16 protein-coding genes and 2 tRNA genes are annotated in these 18,410 nt (G+C 73.1%); 13 read left to right on the top strand and 5 right to left on the bottom strand.

What is annotated here, in order from left to right; all coding sequences use genetic code 11:
- Positions 1-4 precede the first annotated feature (4 nt).
- The 8 genes from ACFVWY_RS19060 (at position 5) to ACFVWY_RS19095 (ending at position 7,114) form a co-directional block, all read left to right on the top strand.
- Positions 5-748, top strand: a complete 744-nt coding sequence (locus ACFVWY_RS19060; RefSeq protein WP_389873561.1) for a phosphonatase-like hydrolase — start codon at positions 5-7, stop codon at positions 746-748.
- Positions 745-1,845: an ABC transporter ATP-binding protein gene (locus ACFVWY_RS19065; protein ID WP_389873564.1), complete on the top strand. Its 1,101-nt coding sequence runs from the start codon at positions 745-747 to the stop codon at positions 1,843-1,845. The genes ACFVWY_RS19060 and ACFVWY_RS19065 overlap by 4 nt, the downstream gene beginning before the upstream one ends.
- Positions 1,838-2,758: a 2-aminoethylphosphonate ABC transporter permease subunit gene (locus ACFVWY_RS19070; RefSeq protein WP_389873567.1), complete on the top strand. Its 921-nt coding sequence runs from the start codon at positions 1,838-1,840 to the stop codon at positions 2,756-2,758. Before ACFVWY_RS19065 ends, ACFVWY_RS19070 begins: the two co-directional genes overlap by 8 nt.
- Entirely contained in the window at positions 2,745-3,542 is a 798-nt protein-coding gene (locus ACFVWY_RS19075; RefSeq protein WP_389873570.1) for an ABC transporter permease, read from the top strand. Before ACFVWY_RS19070 ends, ACFVWY_RS19075 begins: the two co-directional genes overlap by 14 nt.
- 169 nt (positions 3,543-3,711) lie before the next feature.
- Positions 3,712-4,773: a 2-aminoethylphosphonate ABC transporter substrate-binding protein gene (locus tag ACFVWY_RS19080; protein WP_389873573.1), complete on the top strand. Its 1,062-nt coding sequence runs from the start codon at positions 3,712-3,714 to the stop codon at positions 4,771-4,773.
- Between the two features lie 102 nt (positions 4,774-4,875).
- Positions 4,876-5,682 carry an HAD-IIA family hydrolase gene (locus tag ACFVWY_RS19085; protein ID WP_389873576.1) on the top strand — a complete coding sequence of 269 codons (807 nt, stop codon included), beginning with the start codon at positions 4,876-4,878 and terminating at the stop codon, positions 5,680-5,682.
- A 72-nt stretch (positions 5,683-5,754) separates the two neighbouring features.
- The gene (locus tag ACFVWY_RS19090; protein ID WP_389873578.1) at positions 5,755-6,390 is read left to right on the top strand and encodes a hypothetical protein; all 636 of its coding nucleotides are present in this window, start codon (positions 5,755-5,757) and stop codon (positions 6,388-6,390) included.
- 1 nt (position 6,391) lies between these two features.
- Positions 6,392-7,114 carry a class F sortase gene (locus ACFVWY_RS19095; protein WP_389873580.1) on the top strand — a complete coding sequence of 241 codons (723 nt, stop codon included), beginning with the start codon at positions 6,392-6,394 and terminating at the stop codon, positions 7,112-7,114.
- Positions 7,115-7,445: 331 nt separating this feature from the next.
- Here ACFVWY_RS19095 and ACFVWY_RS19100 read toward each other — a convergent pair.
- Positions 7,446-7,519, bottom strand: a tRNA-Lys gene (locus ACFVWY_RS19100).
- Between the two features lie 184 nt (positions 7,520-7,703).
- Between ACFVWY_RS19100 and ACFVWY_RS19105 the strand changes: the two genes are divergently transcribed.
- The 4 genes from ACFVWY_RS19105 (at position 7,704) to ACFVWY_RS19120 (ending at position 13,484) form a co-directional block, all read left to right on the top strand.
- On the top strand, positions 7,704-9,029 hold the full coding sequence (locus ACFVWY_RS19105; RefSeq protein WP_389873582.1) for a peptidoglycan-binding protein: 1,326 nt from the start codon (positions 7,704-7,706) through the stop codon (positions 9,027-9,029).
- Positions 9,030-9,107: 78 nt separating this feature from the next.
- Positions 9,108-11,021 carry an SPFH domain-containing protein gene (locus ACFVWY_RS19110; protein WP_389873584.1) on the top strand — a complete coding sequence of 638 codons (1,914 nt, stop codon included), beginning with the start codon at positions 9,108-9,110 and terminating at the stop codon, positions 11,019-11,021.
- 148 nt (positions 11,022-11,169) lie between these two features.
- The gene (locus ACFVWY_RS19115) at positions 11,170-11,760 is read left to right on the top strand and encodes a lytic polysaccharide monooxygenase (RefSeq protein ID WP_389873587.1); all 591 of its coding nucleotides are present in this window, start codon (positions 11,170-11,172) and stop codon (positions 11,758-11,760) included.
- Positions 11,761-11,786: 26 nt separating this feature from the next.
- Positions 11,787-13,484 (top strand): AMP-binding protein, encoded by a 1,698-nt coding sequence (locus tag ACFVWY_RS19120; RefSeq protein ID WP_389873589.1) that lies wholly within the window; start codon positions 11,787-11,789, stop codon positions 13,482-13,484.
- On the opposite strand, the gene ACFVWY_RS19125 is transcribed toward ACFVWY_RS19120, so the two are convergent.
- From ACFVWY_RS19125 to ACFVWY_RS19140, 4 genes are all read right to left on the bottom strand, one after another.
- Positions 13,481-15,022 (bottom strand): MFS transporter, encoded by a 1,542-nt coding sequence (locus ACFVWY_RS19125; RefSeq protein ID WP_389873591.1) that lies wholly within the window; start codon positions 15,020-15,022, stop codon positions 13,481-13,483. The genes ACFVWY_RS19120 and ACFVWY_RS19125 overlap by 4 nt on opposite strands.
- Before the next feature lie 131 nt (positions 15,023-15,153).
- Positions 15,154-15,227 (bottom strand) — tRNA-Lys (locus ACFVWY_RS19130).
- Positions 15,228-15,320: 93 nt separating this feature from the next.
- Positions 15,321-16,082, bottom strand: coding sequence for an IclR family transcriptional regulator (locus ACFVWY_RS19135; protein ID WP_389873594.1), 762 nt, complete (start codon positions 16,080-16,082; stop codon positions 15,321-15,323).
- A gap of 111 nt (positions 16,083-16,193) precedes the next feature.
- A complete protein-coding gene (locus ACFVWY_RS19140; RefSeq protein WP_389873597.1) occupies positions 16,194-17,153 on the bottom strand; it encodes a D-2-hydroxyacid dehydrogenase in 960 nt (319 codons plus the stop codon).
- A 365-nt stretch (positions 17,154-17,518) separates the two neighbouring features.
- On the opposite strand from ACFVWY_RS19140, the gene ACFVWY_RS19145 reads away from it, so the two are divergent.
- Entirely contained in the window at positions 17,519-18,328 is an 810-nt protein-coding gene (locus ACFVWY_RS19145; RefSeq protein WP_389873818.1) for a decarboxylase, read from the top strand.
- The last annotated feature ends 82 nt before the right edge of the window (positions 18,329-18,410 follow it).

Consider the following 18,410-nt stretch of genomic DNA (forward strand, 5'->3'; position numbering starts at 1 on the left):
CGACATGACCCCTCAGAACCCCGCGGCCCCGCAGCGGACCACGACCTCTCAGAACCGCGCGACCCCCCTCGACCTGGTCGTGCTCGACATGGCGGGCACCACCGTCGCCGACGGCGGACTCGTCGAGCAGGCGTTCTCCGTGGCCGCCGAACGCCTCGGCGTGGAGCCGGGCTCGGCCGACCACGCCGGGAAGCTGGACTACGTACGCGCCACCATGGGCGAGTCCAAGATCTCCGTCTTCCGCCACCTCTTCGGTGACGAGCAGCGCGCCCAGCAGGCGAACACCGCCTTCGAGGCGGCGTACGGCGAGCTGGTCGACGGCGGCCGTATCGCACCGGTCCCCGGAGCCCGCGACGCCATCGAACAGCTCAAGGACGAGGGCCGCACCGTGGTCCTGTCCACCGGCTTCGCCCGGGTCACCCAGGACGCCATCCTGGCCGCGCTCGGCTGGCAGGACCTGGTGGACCTGACCCTCTGCCCGGCGGACGCGGGCGGTCGCGGCCGCCCCTACCCGGACATGGTGCTCGCCGCCTTCCTGCGCACCGGCGCTGTCGACGGCGTCCAGCAGATCGTGGTCGCGGGCGACACCTCGTACGACATGCTCAGCGGGGTCCGCTCCGGTGCCGGGATCGTCGCCGGGGTGCTCACCGGTGCCCACGACAAGGACCAGCTGGCGCGCAACGGCGCCACGCACGTCCTCGGCTCCGTCGCCGAACTGCCCGGCCTGATCGCGCGGGCCGAGGCGTGACCGGCGGAGAGCGGTCCGTCCGCAGCGGAATCAGGTTCGACCGGGTCAGCGTCGAGTACGGCGGCAACACCGTCCTCGACCAGCTCGACCTGACCGTCGAACCCGGCGAGGTCATGGCCCTGCTCGGCCCCTCCGGGTCGGGCAAGACCACCGCCCTGCGCGCCGTCGCCGGTTTCGTCCGGCCCGCCTCGGGCCGGGTCTACCTGGGCGACCGCGACGTCACGGGCCTGCCGCCGCACCAGCGCGGCATCGGCATGGTCGTCCAGCAGTACGCCCTCTTCCCGCACATGCGGGTCCAGGACAACGTCGCCTTCGGGCTCAAGGCCCGCAAGGCCGAGAAGTCCGGGATCCCCCAGCGGGTCGCCGAGGCCCTCGACATGGTCGGCATGGCCGCCTACGCCACGCGCTACCCGCGCGAGCTCTCCGGCGGCCAGCAGCAGCGCGTCGCGATCGCCCGCGCGCTCGCCATCCGGCCCGGGGTCCTGCTGCTCGACGAACCGCTCTCCGCCCTCGACGCCCAGCTCCGCTCCGGCATGCTCGCCGAACTGGCGCGGCTGCACCGGGAGCTGCCGGACGTCTCCATCCTGTACGTCACCCATGACCAGGTCGAGGCGCTCACCCTCGCCGACCGGATCGCGGTCATGGACAAGGCGCGGCTCCAGGACTGCGGCACCCCGCAGGACCTCTACCGCCGCCCGCGCACCGAGTTCACCGCCTCCTTCGTCGGCAACGCCAACCTGCTGCCGGTCACCGTCGCCGAGGCCACCGGCACCGTCGACTTCGCCGGGCGCGCCCTCGGCGTACCGACCGGCGAGGCCGCCCGGGGCTCCGCCGCCACCCTCTGCGTCCGCCCGCACCTGGTCGGGCTCGGCGACGGACCCAACGCGCTCGCCGGAACGATCGCCGAGGTCCAGTGGCGTGGCTCCACCCACCGGCTCTACGTCGACATCGACGGCCACCGTGTCAAGGCCGACGTGAAGGAACTCCGCGAGACCCCGGCGCTCGGCGACCGGGTCACCCTGCACTTCGCGGCCGAGGACGCGGTGCTGCTGCCCGCCGGAGCCGCCCCGGGCACAGGGGGAGGAGCCGATGGCTAGCGCCGCACCGGCCCTCGCCCCGACGAAGGCGACGAGGGCGGCGAAGGGAACGGGGACGGGCTCCGGCCCGCAGGCTCCGGCCCGCGAGCCCCGCCGCGTACCGCGCTTCGTCTGGGCGCTGCCGCCCGTCGCCGTACTCGCGGTGGTCTTCCTCTACCCGCTGGCCCTGGTCGTCCAGCAGTCCGTCCGCCCCGACGAGGGCGGCACCTCGATCGCCCCGTACGGCGAGGTGTTCGCCTCCCCGTCGTTCCGCTCGGCGCTGACCACCACGGTCTGGCTGGCGGTCGGTGCCACGGTCGGCTGTCTGGTGCTGGGCTTCGTACTGGCCATGATCATCTCGTTCGTGCCGTTCCCCGGCGGCCGGGCCGTCGCCAAGTTCATCGACGTCTTCCTTTCCTTCCCGTCCTTCCTGATCACGCTCGCCCTGCTGTTCATCTACGGCAACGTCGGCATGGCCAACGGACTGTGGACGGACGTCACCGGGGCGGCCAGTGGCCCGTTCGACTTCCTCACCACCCCGTGGGGCGTCCTGCTCGCCGAGATCACCTACTTCACCCCGTTCGTGATGCGCCCGCTGCTCGCCGCGTTCTCCCAGCTCGACACCGCGCAGCTGGAAGTGGCCTCCTCGCTGGGCGCCAGGCCCGCCCGGATCGTGCGGCAGGTGATCCTCCCCGAGGCGCTGCCCGCGCTCGCCGCGGGCGGCAGCCTGGTCCTGGTGATGTGCCTCAACGAATTCGGCATCGTGCTGTTCACCGGCGCCAAGGGCGTCACGACCCTGCCGATGCTCGTCTACAGCAAGGCGATCCTGGAGTCCGACTACCCGGCGGCCTGCGTCGTCGCCGTCGTCAACATCGCGATCTCCGTCGGTCTCTACAGCCTGTATCGGATGGTGAGCCGCCGTGTTGGTGCATAGCCGTACCGGGAAATGGGCCAGCTGGGCCGTGTTCTTCCTGCTCTTCGTCCCGCTGTTCGCGGTGCCGCTGCTGGTCATCCTCGCCGCGTCCTTCACCACCAACTGGTCCGGCGCCTTCCCCTCCGGACCGACCATGAAGCACTACACGGCGGCCACCGGCGGCGACTCCCTCCAGGCCCTGACCACCAGTCTGATCACCGCCGTCAGTGCCAGCCTGCTGGCCCTGGCCGTCGGCTCCTGGGCCGCCCTGGCCGCCGCCTCGCTGCGCAGCCGCGGCAAACGGCTCCTCGACGCGCTGTTCATGCTGCCGGTCGCGGTGCCGTCGGTGGTCGTCGGTCTCGCCGTGCTCGTCGCGTTCAGCAAGCCGCCGATGCTGCTCAACGGAACGCGCTGGATCGTGATCCTGGCGCACACCATTCTTGTCACGGCGTTCGCCTATTCGTCGGTTTCGGCCGCGATAGTACGTCTCGACCCGATGTACGAACAGGCGGCGGCCAGTCTCGGCGCACGCCCCGGCTACGTCCTGTGGCGCATCAAGCTGCCGCTCCTGCTGCCGTCGCTCACGGCGGCGGCAGGGCTCTGCTTCGCGCTGTCCATGGGTGAGCTGAGCGCCACGATGATGCTCTACCCGCCCGACTGGACACCGTTGCCGGTGCAGATCTTCGCGGCCACGGACCGTGGCTCGCTGTTCACCGGAGCGGCTGTCGCCGTGGTCCTGATGGGGACGACGCTGCTCGTGCTGCTCGGCGTCTCCCGCATCCGTACCAGGGCTTCGTTCCGCTGACCGGCCCGGCGCTGACCGGCTGGCGCTGACCGGCCTTCGCCGATCGGGCGACGCCGCCCCCGGCTGATCCGCCCCGGCTGATCCGCCTCCGCCGATTCGTCGGCCGACATCCCGCAACGCAACGACTCCGGCCGGCTCCCCGGCCGACACCCAGGAGATACGACCCGCCATGCGCAAGAACCACCTCAAGCCCATCGCCGCCGTCACCGGCGCTCTCGCCCTCGCCGCCACCCTCTCCGCCTGCGGCGGCTCCTCCGCCGCCTCCGACGAGAAGGTCGTCACCGTCTACAGCGCCGACGGCCTCAAGGGCGAGAACGGCGACGGCTGGTACGACAAGGTCTTCAAGGACTTCGAGAAGAAGACCGGCATCAAGGTCAAGTACGTGGAGGGCGGCTCCGGCGAGATGGTGCAGCGCGCCGTCCGCGAGAAGTCCAACACCCAGGCGGACGTCCTGGTCACCCTGCCCCCGTTCATCCAGCAGGCCGACGCCAAGGGCCTGCTGGCCGCGTACGCGCCGAAGGGCTCGGACCAGGTCGACGGCGCCGACAAGGCGTCCGACTCCAAGTGGACCTCGGTCGTCAACAACTACTTCGGCTTCATCTACAACAAGAAGGAGCTGAAGACGGCGCCGGGCACCTGGGAGGAACTGCTCGACGGAAAGTTCAAGAACAAGATCCAGTACTCCACCCCCGGGGTCGCCGGTGACGGCACGGCCGTCCTGATCAAGGCCATGCACGACTTCGGCGGCAAGGAGCCGGCGATGGCGTACCTGAAGAAGCTCCAGGCCAACAACGTCGGCCCGTCCGCCTCCACCGGCAAGCTGGCCCCCAAGGTCGACAAGGGCGAACTGCTCGCCGCCAACGGCGACGTCCAGATGAACTTCGCCCAGTCCAAGGACATGCCGAACCTCGGCATCTGGTTCCCCGCGAAGCAGGGCGGCACGTCCACCACCTTCGCGCTGCCGTACGCGGCGGGCCTGGTGAACAAGGCCCCGCACACCGAGAACGGCAAGAAGCTGCTCGACTTCATGCTCTCCGAGCAGGCCCAGAAGGACGTCAGCGCCGTCGGCGGCGGCTTCTCCGCGCGCAAGGACGTCGAGGCCACCGACGCCAACGCCATCGAGCTCGCCAAGCTGGTGGACGGCGTGGAGGTCTTCGAGCCCGACTGGTCGGACATCGGCACCAACCTGGACGGTTACGTCGAGGCCTGGAAGTCCGCCACCGGCAGCTGACCAGGGCCCGAAAGAACGACGCTCTAAAATCGGGGACGTCGGCGCTGCACAGCGCGGTGCCGCCGGCGTCCCCGCACACGGCGTACGGCAGGAGTACCGCACATGGCAGAGCGCAAGCCGATCTCATCCTGGCTCACCGACATGGACGGAGTCCTGATCCACGAAGGCACCCCGATCCCCGGGGCCGACGCCTTCATCAAGCGGCTGCGTGAATCCGGCCTGCCCTTCCTCGTCCTCACCAACAACTCCATCTACACCGCCCGGGACCTGCACGCCCGCCTGATGCGCATGGGCCTGGACGTGCCGGTGGAGAACATCTGGACCTCCGCGCTGGCCACCGCCAAGTTCCTGGACGACCAGCGCCCCGGCGGCACGGCGTACGTCATCGGCGAGGCCGGGCTCACCACCGCCCTGCACGACATCGGGTACGTCCTTACCGACCACGACCCCGACTACGTGGTCCTCGGCGAGACCCGCACGTACAGCTTCGAGGCGCTCACCAAGGCGATCCGGCTGATCAACGGCGGCGCCCGGTTCATCTGCACCAACCCCGACGAGACCGGCCCGTCCGCCGAGGGCCCGCTGCCCGCCACCGGCTCCGTCGCCGCCCTCATCACCAAGGCCACCGGCAAGGCTCCGTACTTCGCGGGCAAGCCCAACCCGCTGATGATGCGCACCGGGCTCAACGCGATCGGCGCCCACTCCGAGTCCAGCGCCATGATCGGCGACCGGATGGACACCGACGTGCTGGCCGGTCTGGAGGCGGGGATGCAGACCTTCCTGGTCCTCACCGGGCTCACCACGGTCGCCGGCATCGACGCGTACCCCTTCCGGCCGTCCAAGGTCGTGGACTCGATCGCCGACCTCGTCGGTCTGATCGAGCCGGCCGGTTCGGCGGAAGAGGGCTGAGTCCCGGCGCGTCCGGCTCCTGCGGATGCGGAACGCGCCCGGAGACGTGAACCTGCACGAAGGAGGTTCACGATGCGTTCCACGCTCCTCACGTTCTGTGCCGCCGCGGTGGTCGCGGCGGTCCTGGTGCCGGATTCCGCCGCCCTGGCCGAACCAGGGCCCGCGCCCGTGCCGGTTCCCGCGCCCGTCCCCGGCGGGGACCGGACCTCCGGGATCTCGCTGACGGCGAGACCGCCCACCGCGGGGCCGGGCGGCGAGGTGGAGCTGCGGCTGGCGGGCTGCGCGGGCCGCACGGCCACCGGTGAGTCCGACGCCTTCGTCGCCGCGGCGCGCTTCTCGCCCGCCGCGGACGGAGGGCTCTACGCCGAGACCCGGATCAGCTCGGACGCCCCACTCGGCGACCACACCATCCGGGTCACCTGCACGGACGACAGGAGCGCCACGGGCACCACCGGCACCGCAGGCGCCACCAGCACCGCAGGCACCACCGGCACGGTCACCGTCACCGACCGGGGCCGGGCCACCCCGCTCGCCCCGGTCGCCGCGGGCGGCGGTGGCGCCGCGCTGTTCGCGGCCGGGGACGAACGGCGGGAGGGCCCCGGCACCGCGCACGCGGTCACCGGACTGGTCCTGGCCGCCGTCACGGCCGTCGCCGTGGCGCTCCGCGGCACGCGCCGGCGCCGCCGTCGTCGTCCGGCCGCGGACTGACATGCGCGCCCCGGGCGGAGCGCCGGACCACGCCCCCGGACACGGCCGGCTGCTGGCCGGGGTGACCTGGGCCGTTCTGCTGCTGGGCCTGTGGCTCTGGGGGCGCGACCTCACCGACGGCTCCGGCGTCGGCTCCGCCCCGACCACCGGTGACATCGCCGCGGTGGGGCGTCCGCTCGGCGTACCGCTGCCCCCGCCGCACCGGCCGATCGGGGGCGCCGCGCCGGAGCGCGTCACGATTCCGTCGATCGGCGTAGACGCCCCCGTGATCCCCCGCGGGCTCGACGGGGACGGGGCGGTCGAACCGCCCCCGTTCGGCTCCCCGCAGACCGTCGGCTGGTACGGGGACGGTGCCCTGCCCGGCGCGACGGGCCCCGCCCTTCTGGTCGGCCACGTCGACACCGAGACCCGGCCCGCCGTCTTCTACGGGCTGAGTGCCACCCGCCCCGGCGCCGAGGTCGAGGTCACCCGAACGGACGGCACCGTCGCGGTGTTCACCGTCGACGACGTCCAGGTCCTCACCCGGGCCCGCTTCGACGCCCACAAGGCGTACGGGCCGCGCCGGGACGGCCGGGCGGAACTGCGCCTGATCACCTGCGGCGGCACCTACGACCGCACCTCCCGCGCGTACGACGCGAACGTGGTCGTCTCCGCCTACCTGACGGGCGGGAAGGCGGCGGACGGCCGCGGCGGAGCGTCGGTGCGGCCGACGTCTTGGCCATGAACGCCGCCGGCTCCGGGACCGCGCGGGCCGGTACGGATTCCGGCAGGCGGTGCTCGGTGAAGGGCGGCGGCGAAGCCCCCGGCCGCACGGTGGGGGCGCCCTGCTCCGCGCTGACGGCCCCGGGACGCGGAGGGGCGTGCGGAGGCGTACGGAAGCGAACTCCGCGCCGCTGAGTAACCATTCGGTGACTGTGTGCCGTCCGCGCGGGTAATGATTTCAGGAGGGCGCCATCGAGGGTGCCTCGGGGTGGGAGATCCGGTGCGAGGGTGCGCCGCGGGTCATGGACGAGCGAAAGCCCCCTCGCGCGTGGTGAGGGGGCTTCGACTCTGCGTGCGCCGCCAGGGACTCGAACCCCGGACCCGCTGATTAAGAGTCAGCTGCTCTAACCAACTGAGCTAGCGGCGCCTGCTGACCTGGAGAACTCTACCGGAAGCCGGAGGGTGCTCCAGACCATTTACCGTCCGTCCACGGCCTGTCGGATGGTCGTTTTTTCTCTTCTGTCCCTCAAAATGCGTGATGTCGGGAGAGTGGAGACATCGGCGCCCGCGCGGGCGCTCCCGGAGATCGTGACCAGCGCGGAGGGGATCGCATGGCTGTGCCGGCATTCGAGGAGTACGAGCCCGCCGCCGACTGCGTCTGCGCGGGGTGCGCCGCACAGCGGCGGACCGCCGCCCGCGCCCTGCCCGTGCGGTACGGGGGCCATCCGGCCGCCCACGGCGCCCGGCGCGCCCTGGTGCTGGCCACGGCGGCCGGGGTGGTGCTGGGCGGCGGTGTGGCCGAGGCGGCGGGCGTCACGGGTCCGGCGGCCAGGGCGGCCGGTGCGGCCCGCGCGGAGCCGGACGGGGACAGTCCGCAGGGCGGACCCGGACCGCTGCGGGGCGCCGGGGCGGCGGGACCGCCCTCGACCACGACCACCACGCCCAAGCTGCGCCCCACCACCCGCGAGGCCATCATCCAGCGGGCCCGGCGCTGGGTGTCCGCCCAGGTCCCGTACAGCATGGCCGGGTACTGGTCCGACGGCTACCGGCGGGACTGCTCCGGCTATGTGTCGATGGCCTGGAACCTGCCGGGCAACGAGTGGACCGGCAGCCTCGCCGCGTTCGGCACCCGGATTCCGCGGGCCGGGCTCCAGCCCGGCGACATCCTGCTCTTCCACAACCCGGCCGACCCCACGAAGGGATCGCACGTCACGATCTTCGGCGGCTGGACCGACTCCACGCACAGCCACTACACGGCGTACGAGCAGACGAAGCCGCACACCCGCCGGGTGACGGCGCCCATGGCGTACTGGTCCCACTCCGGCAGCTACGTCGCCTACCGCTACCGGGGCCTGACCGGGGGCGGCGCGGGCGGCTCGGTGTCGACGGCCTTCCCCGGTGCCGGGAAGTTCGGACCCGGCGCCCGCAACGCGTACGTCACCCAGCTCGGCCGGATGCTGGTGGCGCGGGGAGGCGGGCGCTTCTACCGGGAGGGGCCCGGCCCGCTGTGGGGCGACGCCGACCGGCGCGCGACCCAGGCGTTCCAGCGGGCCCAGGGGTGGAGGGGCCGGGAGGCGGACGGCATCCCCGGCCCCGGCACCTGGCGGCTGCTGGTGAACGGGACCGGCCACGGAATCCCCGCCGCAGGGGGCGGTTCCGGGGGCGGGGCGAGCGCCGGGAACGGCGGTTCGAACCAGGCCGCGGAGTACCCCGGGCGGGGCTATTTCCGGTCCGGACAGAGCAACAGCCATGTCGAGCGGCTCGGCAGGCAGTTGGTGAAGAAGGGATTCGGTAAGTACTACACGTCGGGCCCCGGACCCCGGTGGACCGAGGCCGACCGGCGCAATGTCGAGGCCTTCCAGCGTGCGCAGGGCTGGCGGGGCGCGGCGGCCGATGGCTACCCCGGGCCGGAGACCTGGCGGCGGCTCTTCGGCTGAAGACGACTCCTCGGCTGGGCACGGCTCTCGGGTGAGCACGGCTCTTCGGGTGACACGACGGACATGACGGAGGCGGTTATGCGATCCACGGTGTCGGACAGCTCCGGAACCCCGGAGGACGGAAGGCCGGGGGGCGGGCGGCTGGGGGACTGGGCCGCCCCGGTCCCGGAGTCCTCCCCGGTCTGGCCCCCGGACCGGACGCCCTCCCCGGACCGGGCGGTGCCGCCCGGGTGGGAGACGGCCGACCGGGAGGTGCCCGGCTGGGGTGGGGGTGAGGGGGGCCGGGAGGTGCCCCGGTGGGAGGTGCCCGAGCGGGGTGCGGGTGAGGGCCGGGAGGTACTCGGGTGGGAGGTGCCCGAGCGGGGTGCGGGTGAGGGGGGCCGGGAGGTGCCCCGGTGGGAGGTGCCTGATCAGGGCGCGGGCGAGGGCGGCAGGGAGGCACTTGGGTGGGGTGCGGGTGAGGGCGGCAAGGAGGCACCCCGGCGGGAGACGCCCGAGGACCGGGGGGTGCCCAGGTGGGAGGCGCCCGAGGCGGACGGGTTCGTTCCGGGCGCCGCCGCGGACTCGGTGGTCGATCTCGTGCTGGACCTGGTCCCGGGCGACGACCCCGGCACCGTGCTCGGCACGACCTCGGCCTCGGTCTCGGTGCCTGCGGTCCCGGTACCGACGCTCCCGGCCGCGGCGGGCGAGCCGCTGGCGCCGGCTACCGCTGACCGTACGGACCGGGAGGTCGGCAGTCCGCCCGCGCCCCGGCACCGCCCGGCCCGTGAGACCGTCTTCGACTCGCTGCCCGTCTCCGGCGGCGATGCGGCCGGGCCGTCCGGCGATGCGCTGCGTGCGGCCGGACGCCACCAGGCGGTCATCGCCACCGAGCGCCCCGCGACCATCCCGGTGCACCTGCTCTTCCGCGAGGACGCCGCCCGTGCCGAGGCCGCCCGCGCGGAAGGGGCCCGCGCCGAGGGGGCCGGGCCGCCGCACGACGACCCCTGGTGGGGCGGCGACGAGCACCCCCGGCCGGGCGCGGTACGGCGGCCACCCCTGCCGAGGGGCCCGCAGGTCAGGCCCCCGACCCGGCCCGCCCCCGCCGGTGACCCGTTCCTCGCCGAGCGGCCGGGGCCCGCGCTGCCCGGCTGGCTGGCACTGTTCACGGCCCTGGCCGGGGCCACCGGGGCCGGTGCGGTGCTCTGGTGGAGCGGCGCACTGCCCGCCGGGGTGCTCCACCGGCTCGGGTTCGCACCGCGCCCCGACGGCGGGATCGGGTTCGGCGTCTGGGCCGCGCTCGCCGCGCTGGCCTCGCTGGCGCTCTTCGCCCTCGGCGGCCTGAGCCGGGGGCGGGTGGGTCACGCCTGGGTGCTGACGCTGTTCGGCGAATACCGGGGGAGCGTACGGCGGACCGGGCTGATGTGGATCAGCCCGCTCCTGCTGCGCCGCCGTATCGACGTACGGCTGCGGCACTGGCGCAGCGAACCGCTCCCCGCCGTCGACGCCAACGGCACCGCGCTGCGCGTCGTCGTCCTGGTGGTGTGGCGGATCGACGACACGGCGCGGGCGGCGCTCGGGGTCGCCGACCACGAGACGTATCTGCGCGAGCAGGTCGAGGCGGCGATGGCCCGGGTCCTCTCCCAGCTGCCCGCCGACGCCTTCCACGAGGACACCCGCACCCTGCGCAACGCCGAGGCGGTCGGCAACGCGCTGACCCGGCTGCTCAGGGCGGACTGCGAGCCGGTCGGCATCGAGGTCTACTCCGCGCAGCCCACCGGCATCGAGTACGCGCCCGAGGTCGCCGCCGCGATGCAGCGCCGCCGGATCGCGGCCCTCGACGCCAAGCACCGCGACAGTGTGCTGACCTCGGTGGTGGACGCCGTCGACGACACCGTCAACCGGCTCACCGCGCGGGGCATCGTGGAGCTGGACGACTACGAACGGAAGTCGCTCGTCAAGGACTTGACGGTGGCGTTCTACACGGGCCGCAACGGGCGGGACGGGTCCTGAGGCCGCGTCGGACCAGCAAACGGAATCCGACTCCGATTGGTCTGGACATGTTCATGTCCTGTCCATAACCTAAGACTTGGTCTAGACCGCAGGAAACGCGTGCAGCACGGCTCATGGAACCTCCCCCCGTTCTTGAGGAGCGACAGCAATGCGTAAAAGGGCAAGCGCGGCCGTGGTCGGCCTGGCCATCGCGGGCGTCTCGATGTTCGCGACCAGCAGTGCCAGCAGCCACGGTTACACCGACAACCCCATCAGTCGTCAGAAGCTCTGTGCCAACGGCACGGTGACCGGCTGCGGCAACATCCAGTGGGAGCCGCAGAGCGTCGAGGGCCTGAAGGGCTTCCCGGCGGCGGGCCCGGCCGACGGCAAGATCTGTTCCGGCGGCCACGGCGAGTTCGCCCAGCTGGACGACCCGCGCGGCGGCAACTGGCCCGCCACCCAGGTCACCGCCGGTCAGGGCTTCAACTTCCGCTGGCAGTTCACCGCGCGCCACGCCACGTCGGACTTCCGCTACTACATCACCAAGGACGGCTGGGATCCCACCAAGCCGCTCACCCGGGCCGCCCTGGAGTCGCAGCCGTTCATGACGGTGCCGTACGGCGGCAAGCAGCCCCCGGCGACCCTCACCCAGCAGGGCACCATCCCCACCCAGAAGACCGGCAAGCACATCATCCTGAGCGTCTGGAACGTCGCGGACACGGCCAACGCGTTCTACGCCTGCTCCGATGTTCAGTTCTGACGTGTAGTCAGTTACCGTGCGGCGCCATGGGGAGCGCAGGCACCGTAGCGGAGCTCGTACAGCGCCAATGGGGCGACCACCGGCCCGGACTGAGATACCAGGACACCGTCCTCACTCATCACCAGGTCGCCTCGGGCGCTGCCGCTCGGGCCGCACTCCTGGCGGATCTGCTGCCGGCGGGCGGAGAGCCGCACCTGGGGGTGCTGCTCGACAACACCCCGGAGTTCACCCTCTGGTTGAGCGCGGCGGCCCTGGCCGGGGCCGCCGTGGCCGGGATCAACCCCACCCGGCGCGGCGCCGAGCTCGCCCGCGACATCCTGCACACCGACTGCCGCGTCCTGATCACCGAACGCACGCACCTGCCGCTGCTCGACGGGCTCGGCCTCCCGGGCGTCCGCGTCCTGGTGACGGACACCGAGGCGTACGCCGGACTCCTCGCCCCGTACGCCGGAGCCGCGCCCGGCGACACCGCGCGGCCGGGCCCCGGCCCCGCGACCCGGATGCTGCTCTACTTCACCTCCGGTTCCACCGGCGCCCCCAAGGCCGCGATCTGCACGCAGGGGCGGCTGGCGGCGGCCGGGGCCTCGCTGGCCGGTCACTTCGGCGTCCGGCGCGAGGACGTCCACTACATCTGCATGCCGATGTTCCACGGCAACGCGGTGATCGCCGACTGGGCCCCCGCGCTGGCGGGCGGGGCCGCCGTCGCGCTGCGCCGCCGCTTCTCCGCCTCCGGCTTCCTCGATGACGTACGCGCCCACGGGGCGACCTACTTCACCTACGTCGGCCGCGCCGTGCAGTACCTGCTCGCCACCCCCGAGCGCCCGGACGACCGGGAGCACTCCCTCCGGCTGGGCTTCGGCACGGAGGCCGGGGCGGTGGACGCGGCCCGGTTCCGGGAACGGTTCGGGGTGCGGCTGGTCGAGGGCTACGGCTCCTCCGAGGGCGGAGCGGCGATCCAGCGGACCCCGGACACCCCGGCACGGGCGGTCGGGCGGGCCCCGGCGCGCGACGACCTCGCGGTGGTCGACCCGGAGACCGGCCGGGAGCGGGCCACGGCCCGCTTCGACGCGGCGGGGCGACTGGTCAACGGAGCCGAGGCGATAGGGGAGCTGGTCAACCGGGGCCGCACCCCCTTCGAGGGCTACTGGCGCAACGCGGCGGCCGACGCCGAACGGCTGCGCGGCGGCTGGTACTGGACCGGGGACCTCTTCTTCCGCGACGCCGGGGGTTTCCTCTACTTCGCGGGCCGCACCGACGACCGGCTCCGGGTGGACAGCGAGAACCTGGCCGCCGCGATGATCGAGAACATCCTGGCCCGGTGGCCGCACGCGGTGGCCGCGGCGGTGTACGCGGTGCCGGACCCGGCCGCCGGGGACCAGGTGATGGCGGCGCTGGCACTGCGGACGCAGACCGCCTTCGACCCGGCCGCCTTCGCCGGATTCCTCGCGGCCCAGCCGGACCTGGGGACGAAGATGGCCCCCGCCTTCGTACGGATCGTGCCCGCGATGCCGGTGACGGCGACGAACAAGGTGCACCGCGCGGCCCTGCGCGAGGAGGGCTTCTGGAGCGGTGATCCGGTGTGGCACCGGGCCCCGGACGGGCGGTACGCCCCGCTCACGGAGGAGGCACTGGCCGCGCTGGTGGACGCGTACACGGCGCACGGCACACCAGTGCCGGCCGGACTCGCCACCCGAGTCCGGCCGGCACCGAAGGACACCCGCTAAGCCGCCGGGGCCGGTGCCGTCTCCGGAGCCGCTTCCCGCCCGCCGGGCCGTGCGGCCCGCCGGAGCAGCGTCGCGGCCAGGACCGCGCCCGCCAGGAGCAGCACGGAACCCGCCACCGAGGCGTAGCGCATGCTGTGGACGAAGGCCTCGCGCCCGGCCGCGATGAGCGAAGCGTCGCCCGTGGCCACCGCTCCCGCCAGAGTCTTGCGGGCCGCCTCCGGAGCCGAACCCGGCATGTCCGCCGTGTAGATCGCGGTGGCCACCGCCCCCAGCAGGGCCATCCCCATCGCCCCGCCGAACTCCTGCCCGGTCTCCAGGAGCGAGGCCGCCGAACTCGCCTTCTCCGGCGGTGCCGTGGACAGCGCGAGGTCCGACACCAGCGCCATCACCGTGACGATGCCGCTGCTCATCACGGCGCATCCGGCCAGCAGCAGCCACAGCGAGTCCGTACCGGTCAGGGCGAGGAGGACGAAGCCCGCGGCGGCGATGAGGAAGCCCGCGCAGACGACCCGCGCCCGCCCGGCGCGCTGCGCGACCGTGGCGGCGGTCGGCGCCGCGGCCCCCACCACCAGGGACGGTGCCAGGCTCCACAACGCCGCCTCCAGCGTGCCCATGCCGAGTACCGACTGAAGGTACTGCGTGGTGAAGAACGAGGAGCCCATCATCGCGAACGCGGCCAGCGCGTTCAGCCCGATCCCCAGCGAGAAGCCGCGGTCGCGGAAGAGTTCCCGGCTGATCATCGCGTCGCGCCGGACGCGCTGGCGGCGGACGAAGAACCATCCGACGACCAGCCCGGCGACGATGATCAGCCCGTCGCGTACGCCGAAGCCGTGGGCGGCGGTCTCCTTGACGCCGTAGATGACCGGCAGCACGGAGCCCAGTGACAGCGGCACGCTCAGCAGGTCGAAGCGCCCGGGGTCCGGGTCCTTGAACTCCGGGACCAGCACCGGCACCAGGACCACCAGCAGCACCATCGCGGGCACGTTGACCAGGAAGACCGAACCCCACCAGAAGTGCTGGAGCATCACCCCGCTGAGCACCGAGCCGAGCGCGATCCCGCCCGCCATCGCCCCCGACCAGATCCCCACGGCGCGCGTGCGCTGCTGCTCGTCACGGAACATGTTCCGCACCAGCCCCATGGTCGACGGCATCAGCGTCGCCCCGCCGACCCCGAGCAGGGCGCGGGCCGCGATCAGCATCCCCGGGCTGCTGGCGTAGGCGGCGCCGACCGACGCGGCGCCGAACGCCACCGCGCCCACGACCAGCAGTCTGCGGCGGCCGATCCGGTCACCGAGCGAGCCCATCGTGATGAGCAGACCGGCCAGGGCGAAGGCGTACACATCGAAGATCCAGAGCTGCTGGGTGGCGCTCGGGGCGAGGTCCCGGTCGATGGACGGGATCGCGAAGAAGAGGACGGAGATGTCCATCGAGACGAGGAGGAGAGGTAACAGGAGGACCACGAAAGCGGTCCATTCCCGGCGTCCCGCGAGGGGGCCGCGTGCAGCGGGGGAGCTCGTGGTGCTCGTGGCGTTCGTCATGACAAGGAATGTACGAGCGTGTAAAACGCTTGTCTAGTACTGCCGTTTAAAACGCTTGTACATATTTCTGGGCAGCAGAAAACGCACCGGGCGGTCCACGTGTGTACGTGAACCGCCCGGTGCGTCGTCGGTGCGCCGCCAGGGACTCGAACCCCGGACCCGCTGATTAAGAGTCAGCTGCTCTAACCAACTGAGCTAGCGGCGCCTGCTGACTCGAAAATCATACCTGTTCCGGAAGGGTGCCGATGCCACTGCGGCAAAAGGGGCGAACCGGTATGAGTGAGAGCATGTGCCGTGGTCAGAGCGCCATCGACAGCAGGACCGGTGCCGCCCTGCGGTTCAGTGCCTCCGCCGCCGCGCGCAGCCGGTGCGCGTCCGAGACCGGGAGCGAGAGTGCCAGGCAGCCCGCCGACGCCCCGGCGGTCAGCGGCACCGCCGCGCACACGGTGCCGATCGCGTACTCCTGGAGGTCGAGCACGGGGACCGTCGCGGGCTGACTGTCCAGTTTGGAGAAGAGCACCTTCTCGCTGGTGATCGTCCGGGAGGTGAGCCGGGGCGTGCGGTGACGCGCGATGTGGTCCCGGCGGCCGTTCCGGTCGAGCTGGGCCAGCAGGCACTTGCCGACCGCCGAGGCGTGCGCGGCGGACCGGAAGTCCACCCACTCGGTGACGGCGGGGGTGCCCGGACCGTCGGCGTACTGCGTGATCCGGATCTCGCCGTCCACGTACCGGCTGATGTAGACCGCCGCGCCGACCGCGTCGCGCAGCCGCGTCAGGACCCGCTGGAGCCTGGCCTCCAGCGCCGTGCCGTGGGCCGGTCCGGAGGGGGCGGCGAGCGTCATGGCGGAGCCGATCACGTACGCCCTGTCGGCGACCTGCTCCAGATAGCCCTCGCGGCGCAGCGTCAGCAGCAGGGACGTGAGGTGCGCGGGCGGCAGGCCGGTCTCCCGGGAGATCTGGGTGTCCGATACGCCGTCGTCATGCCGGGAGACCGCATCGAGGACGCGGAGGGCGTACGGCAGCCCCGGGAACGGTGCGGCCGGTTCGGGCTTCACTGCCATGGATCCCCCTGCCAGGTTGCGGCCGCGCGCTCGGTCCTCACGATAGCCGTCACGAGGTCCGCCGGGCGGGCCGTCACGGCCACTCGCCCACGGATACGGTGACAAGCTCGCTCACTCGTCCGGTTCGCGGACCGGGGCGTAGCCGCGCCGCTTGTCCACGACGTTCGGCAGTGGCTGCCCGGCCGTCCAGAGCTCGAACATCGTGACGAACTGCTCGCTCAGCCGGTCCCGCCAGCCCACCACGTCCCCGCTCATGTGCGGGGAGATGACCAGGTCCGGTACGTCCCACAGCGGACTCTCCGGCCCCAGCGGCTCCCGCTCGAACACATCCAGGGCCGCGCCCGCGATCCACCGTCTGCGCAGCGCCTCGGCCAGATCCTCCTCGACGACCAGCGGGCCGCGCCCCACGTTGACGAAGCGGGACGAGGGCTGCATCAGCCCGAAGAACCGGGCGTCGAACATGCCGCGGGTCGCGTCGGTGAGCGGGGCGGCGCAGATCACCCAGTCGGCCAGCGAGGCCAGCCGGTCCAGGTCCCCGACGCCGTGCACGGTACGTCGCGCGCTACGCCCCACCAGGGCCACCTTGACGCCCAGCCCCATCAGCAGCCGGGTGATCTCCCGCCCGACCGGGCCCGCGCCGACGACGACCGCGCGGCTGCCCGCGAGCCGGGTGGTCTCCCGGTGGCGCCACTGCCGCCGCCGCTGGAGGTCCAGGGTTGCGGGAAGGCCCTTGGCGAAGGCCAGCAGCAGCCCGGTCACGTACTCGGCGACCGGCCGTTCGAAGATGCCGCGGGCGTTGGTCAGCACGGTGTCGGAGGCCGTCAGTTCCGGGCAGATCAGCCGGTCCACCCCCGCGCTCGCGGCGTGCACCCAGGCCGGACGCGGCCCGCCGCCGGGCCAGGCGTCCCGTACCGCGTCGGAGGTGAGGTCCCACACCAGCAGCACGTCGGCGGCCGGGAGCAGGGCGGGGAGTCCGGCCCCGTCCGTGTACCGGATGCGGGCCCGGCCGGTGAGCTGTCCCAGGCGCGGTGAAGGGGTGGTGTCCAGGACGAGCACGGTGGGCTCCGGCATGAGAGTCGCTCGCTCCGCTGCGTCCGGGGGTGCGGACCGTCCACGCTCGCAGCCGTACGGCCACGCGTCAACAGGGCGTCGCGGGTTTCCTCGCGTATGGGGGAATACTGGGAGGAAGCGGGCGTCGGGGTCCGGGTAGCGCGGGACGGTCCGGAGCGGTCCGGACGGCGGCAGGCGGCCCCGTACGGCGCGGCGGGAGGCCCGCGCGCGGCGGCCGGGAGGACCGTGCGGCAGCCGACGAGGACCCGTGCGGCAACTGACAAGGCCCCGTGCGGCAGCCGACAAGGACCTGGACGGCAGCCGGCAGGCCCCCCGGACAGCAGTGGACAAGGCCCCGGACGGCACAGGAGGTCGGACACGTGGATATGACGACCGTCGGAATCCTCTACCCGGGCCACTTCGCCCAGGACGACTACCCGCGGATGGAGATCCTGCTCGACGCCGTCCGGCTGGTGGTGCACCACACCGAGGTGGCGGACGACGCCTACGGGCCCGAGGCGCTGCTGCGCACCGGTGAGCCCGGCCGGCTGGCCGCCGGAGTGGCGGACCTCCAGCGCGCCGGTGCCGAGTGCGTCGTGTGGGCCGGTGTCGCGGGCAGCTTCCTGTACGGGTGGGAGGGCGCCCACGAGCAGACCAGGGCCCTGGCCCGCGCGGTCGGCGTCTCCGCCTCCAGCACCTCCTTCGGCTTCGCCCACGCGGTACGGGAACTGGGTGCCGGACGGGTCGCCGTCGCCTCCACCTACTCCGAGCAGGTCACCGGAGCGTTCGCCGCGTTCCTGCGTGCCGCCGGCGTCGAGGTGGCCGCGACCACCTCCGCCGGACTCGGCTCGGCGGCCGAGGCCGCCGCCTGGGACCTGGACCGGGTGAAGGAGCTGGCCACGGCGGCGGACCGGCCGGAGGCGGACGTGGTGCTGCTGTCCGACACGGCCCTGCACACCGCCGGGCACGAGGCGGAGCTGGAGGAGCTCCTGGGCAAACCGGTCCTCACCGGGAACCAGGTCACCGTCCGGGAGGGGCTGCGGCTGGCGGGCCGCCGCGCCTGGTCCCCGAGACTGGGCAGGCTCTTCGCGGGCCGGGAGGCACCGCCCGCCCCGGTGGCCGTCTGGGGCGAGGGCCGGGCCCGCGCCCACAGCGGGCGGGGCGGGGGCGCGCGGAGCAGCGACGTACGGGAATAAACGGAGACAACCTCCTGTTATGGGCCCCCGGACGCACGCACCGGCTCCCGGGCGCGGACGCACGCACCGGCTCCCGGCTCCC

The sequence above is a fragment of the Streptomyces sp. NPDC058195 genome, from assembly GCF_042883525.1.
Lineage (GTDB): Bacteria > Actinomycetota > Actinomycetes > Streptomycetales > Streptomycetaceae > Streptomyces.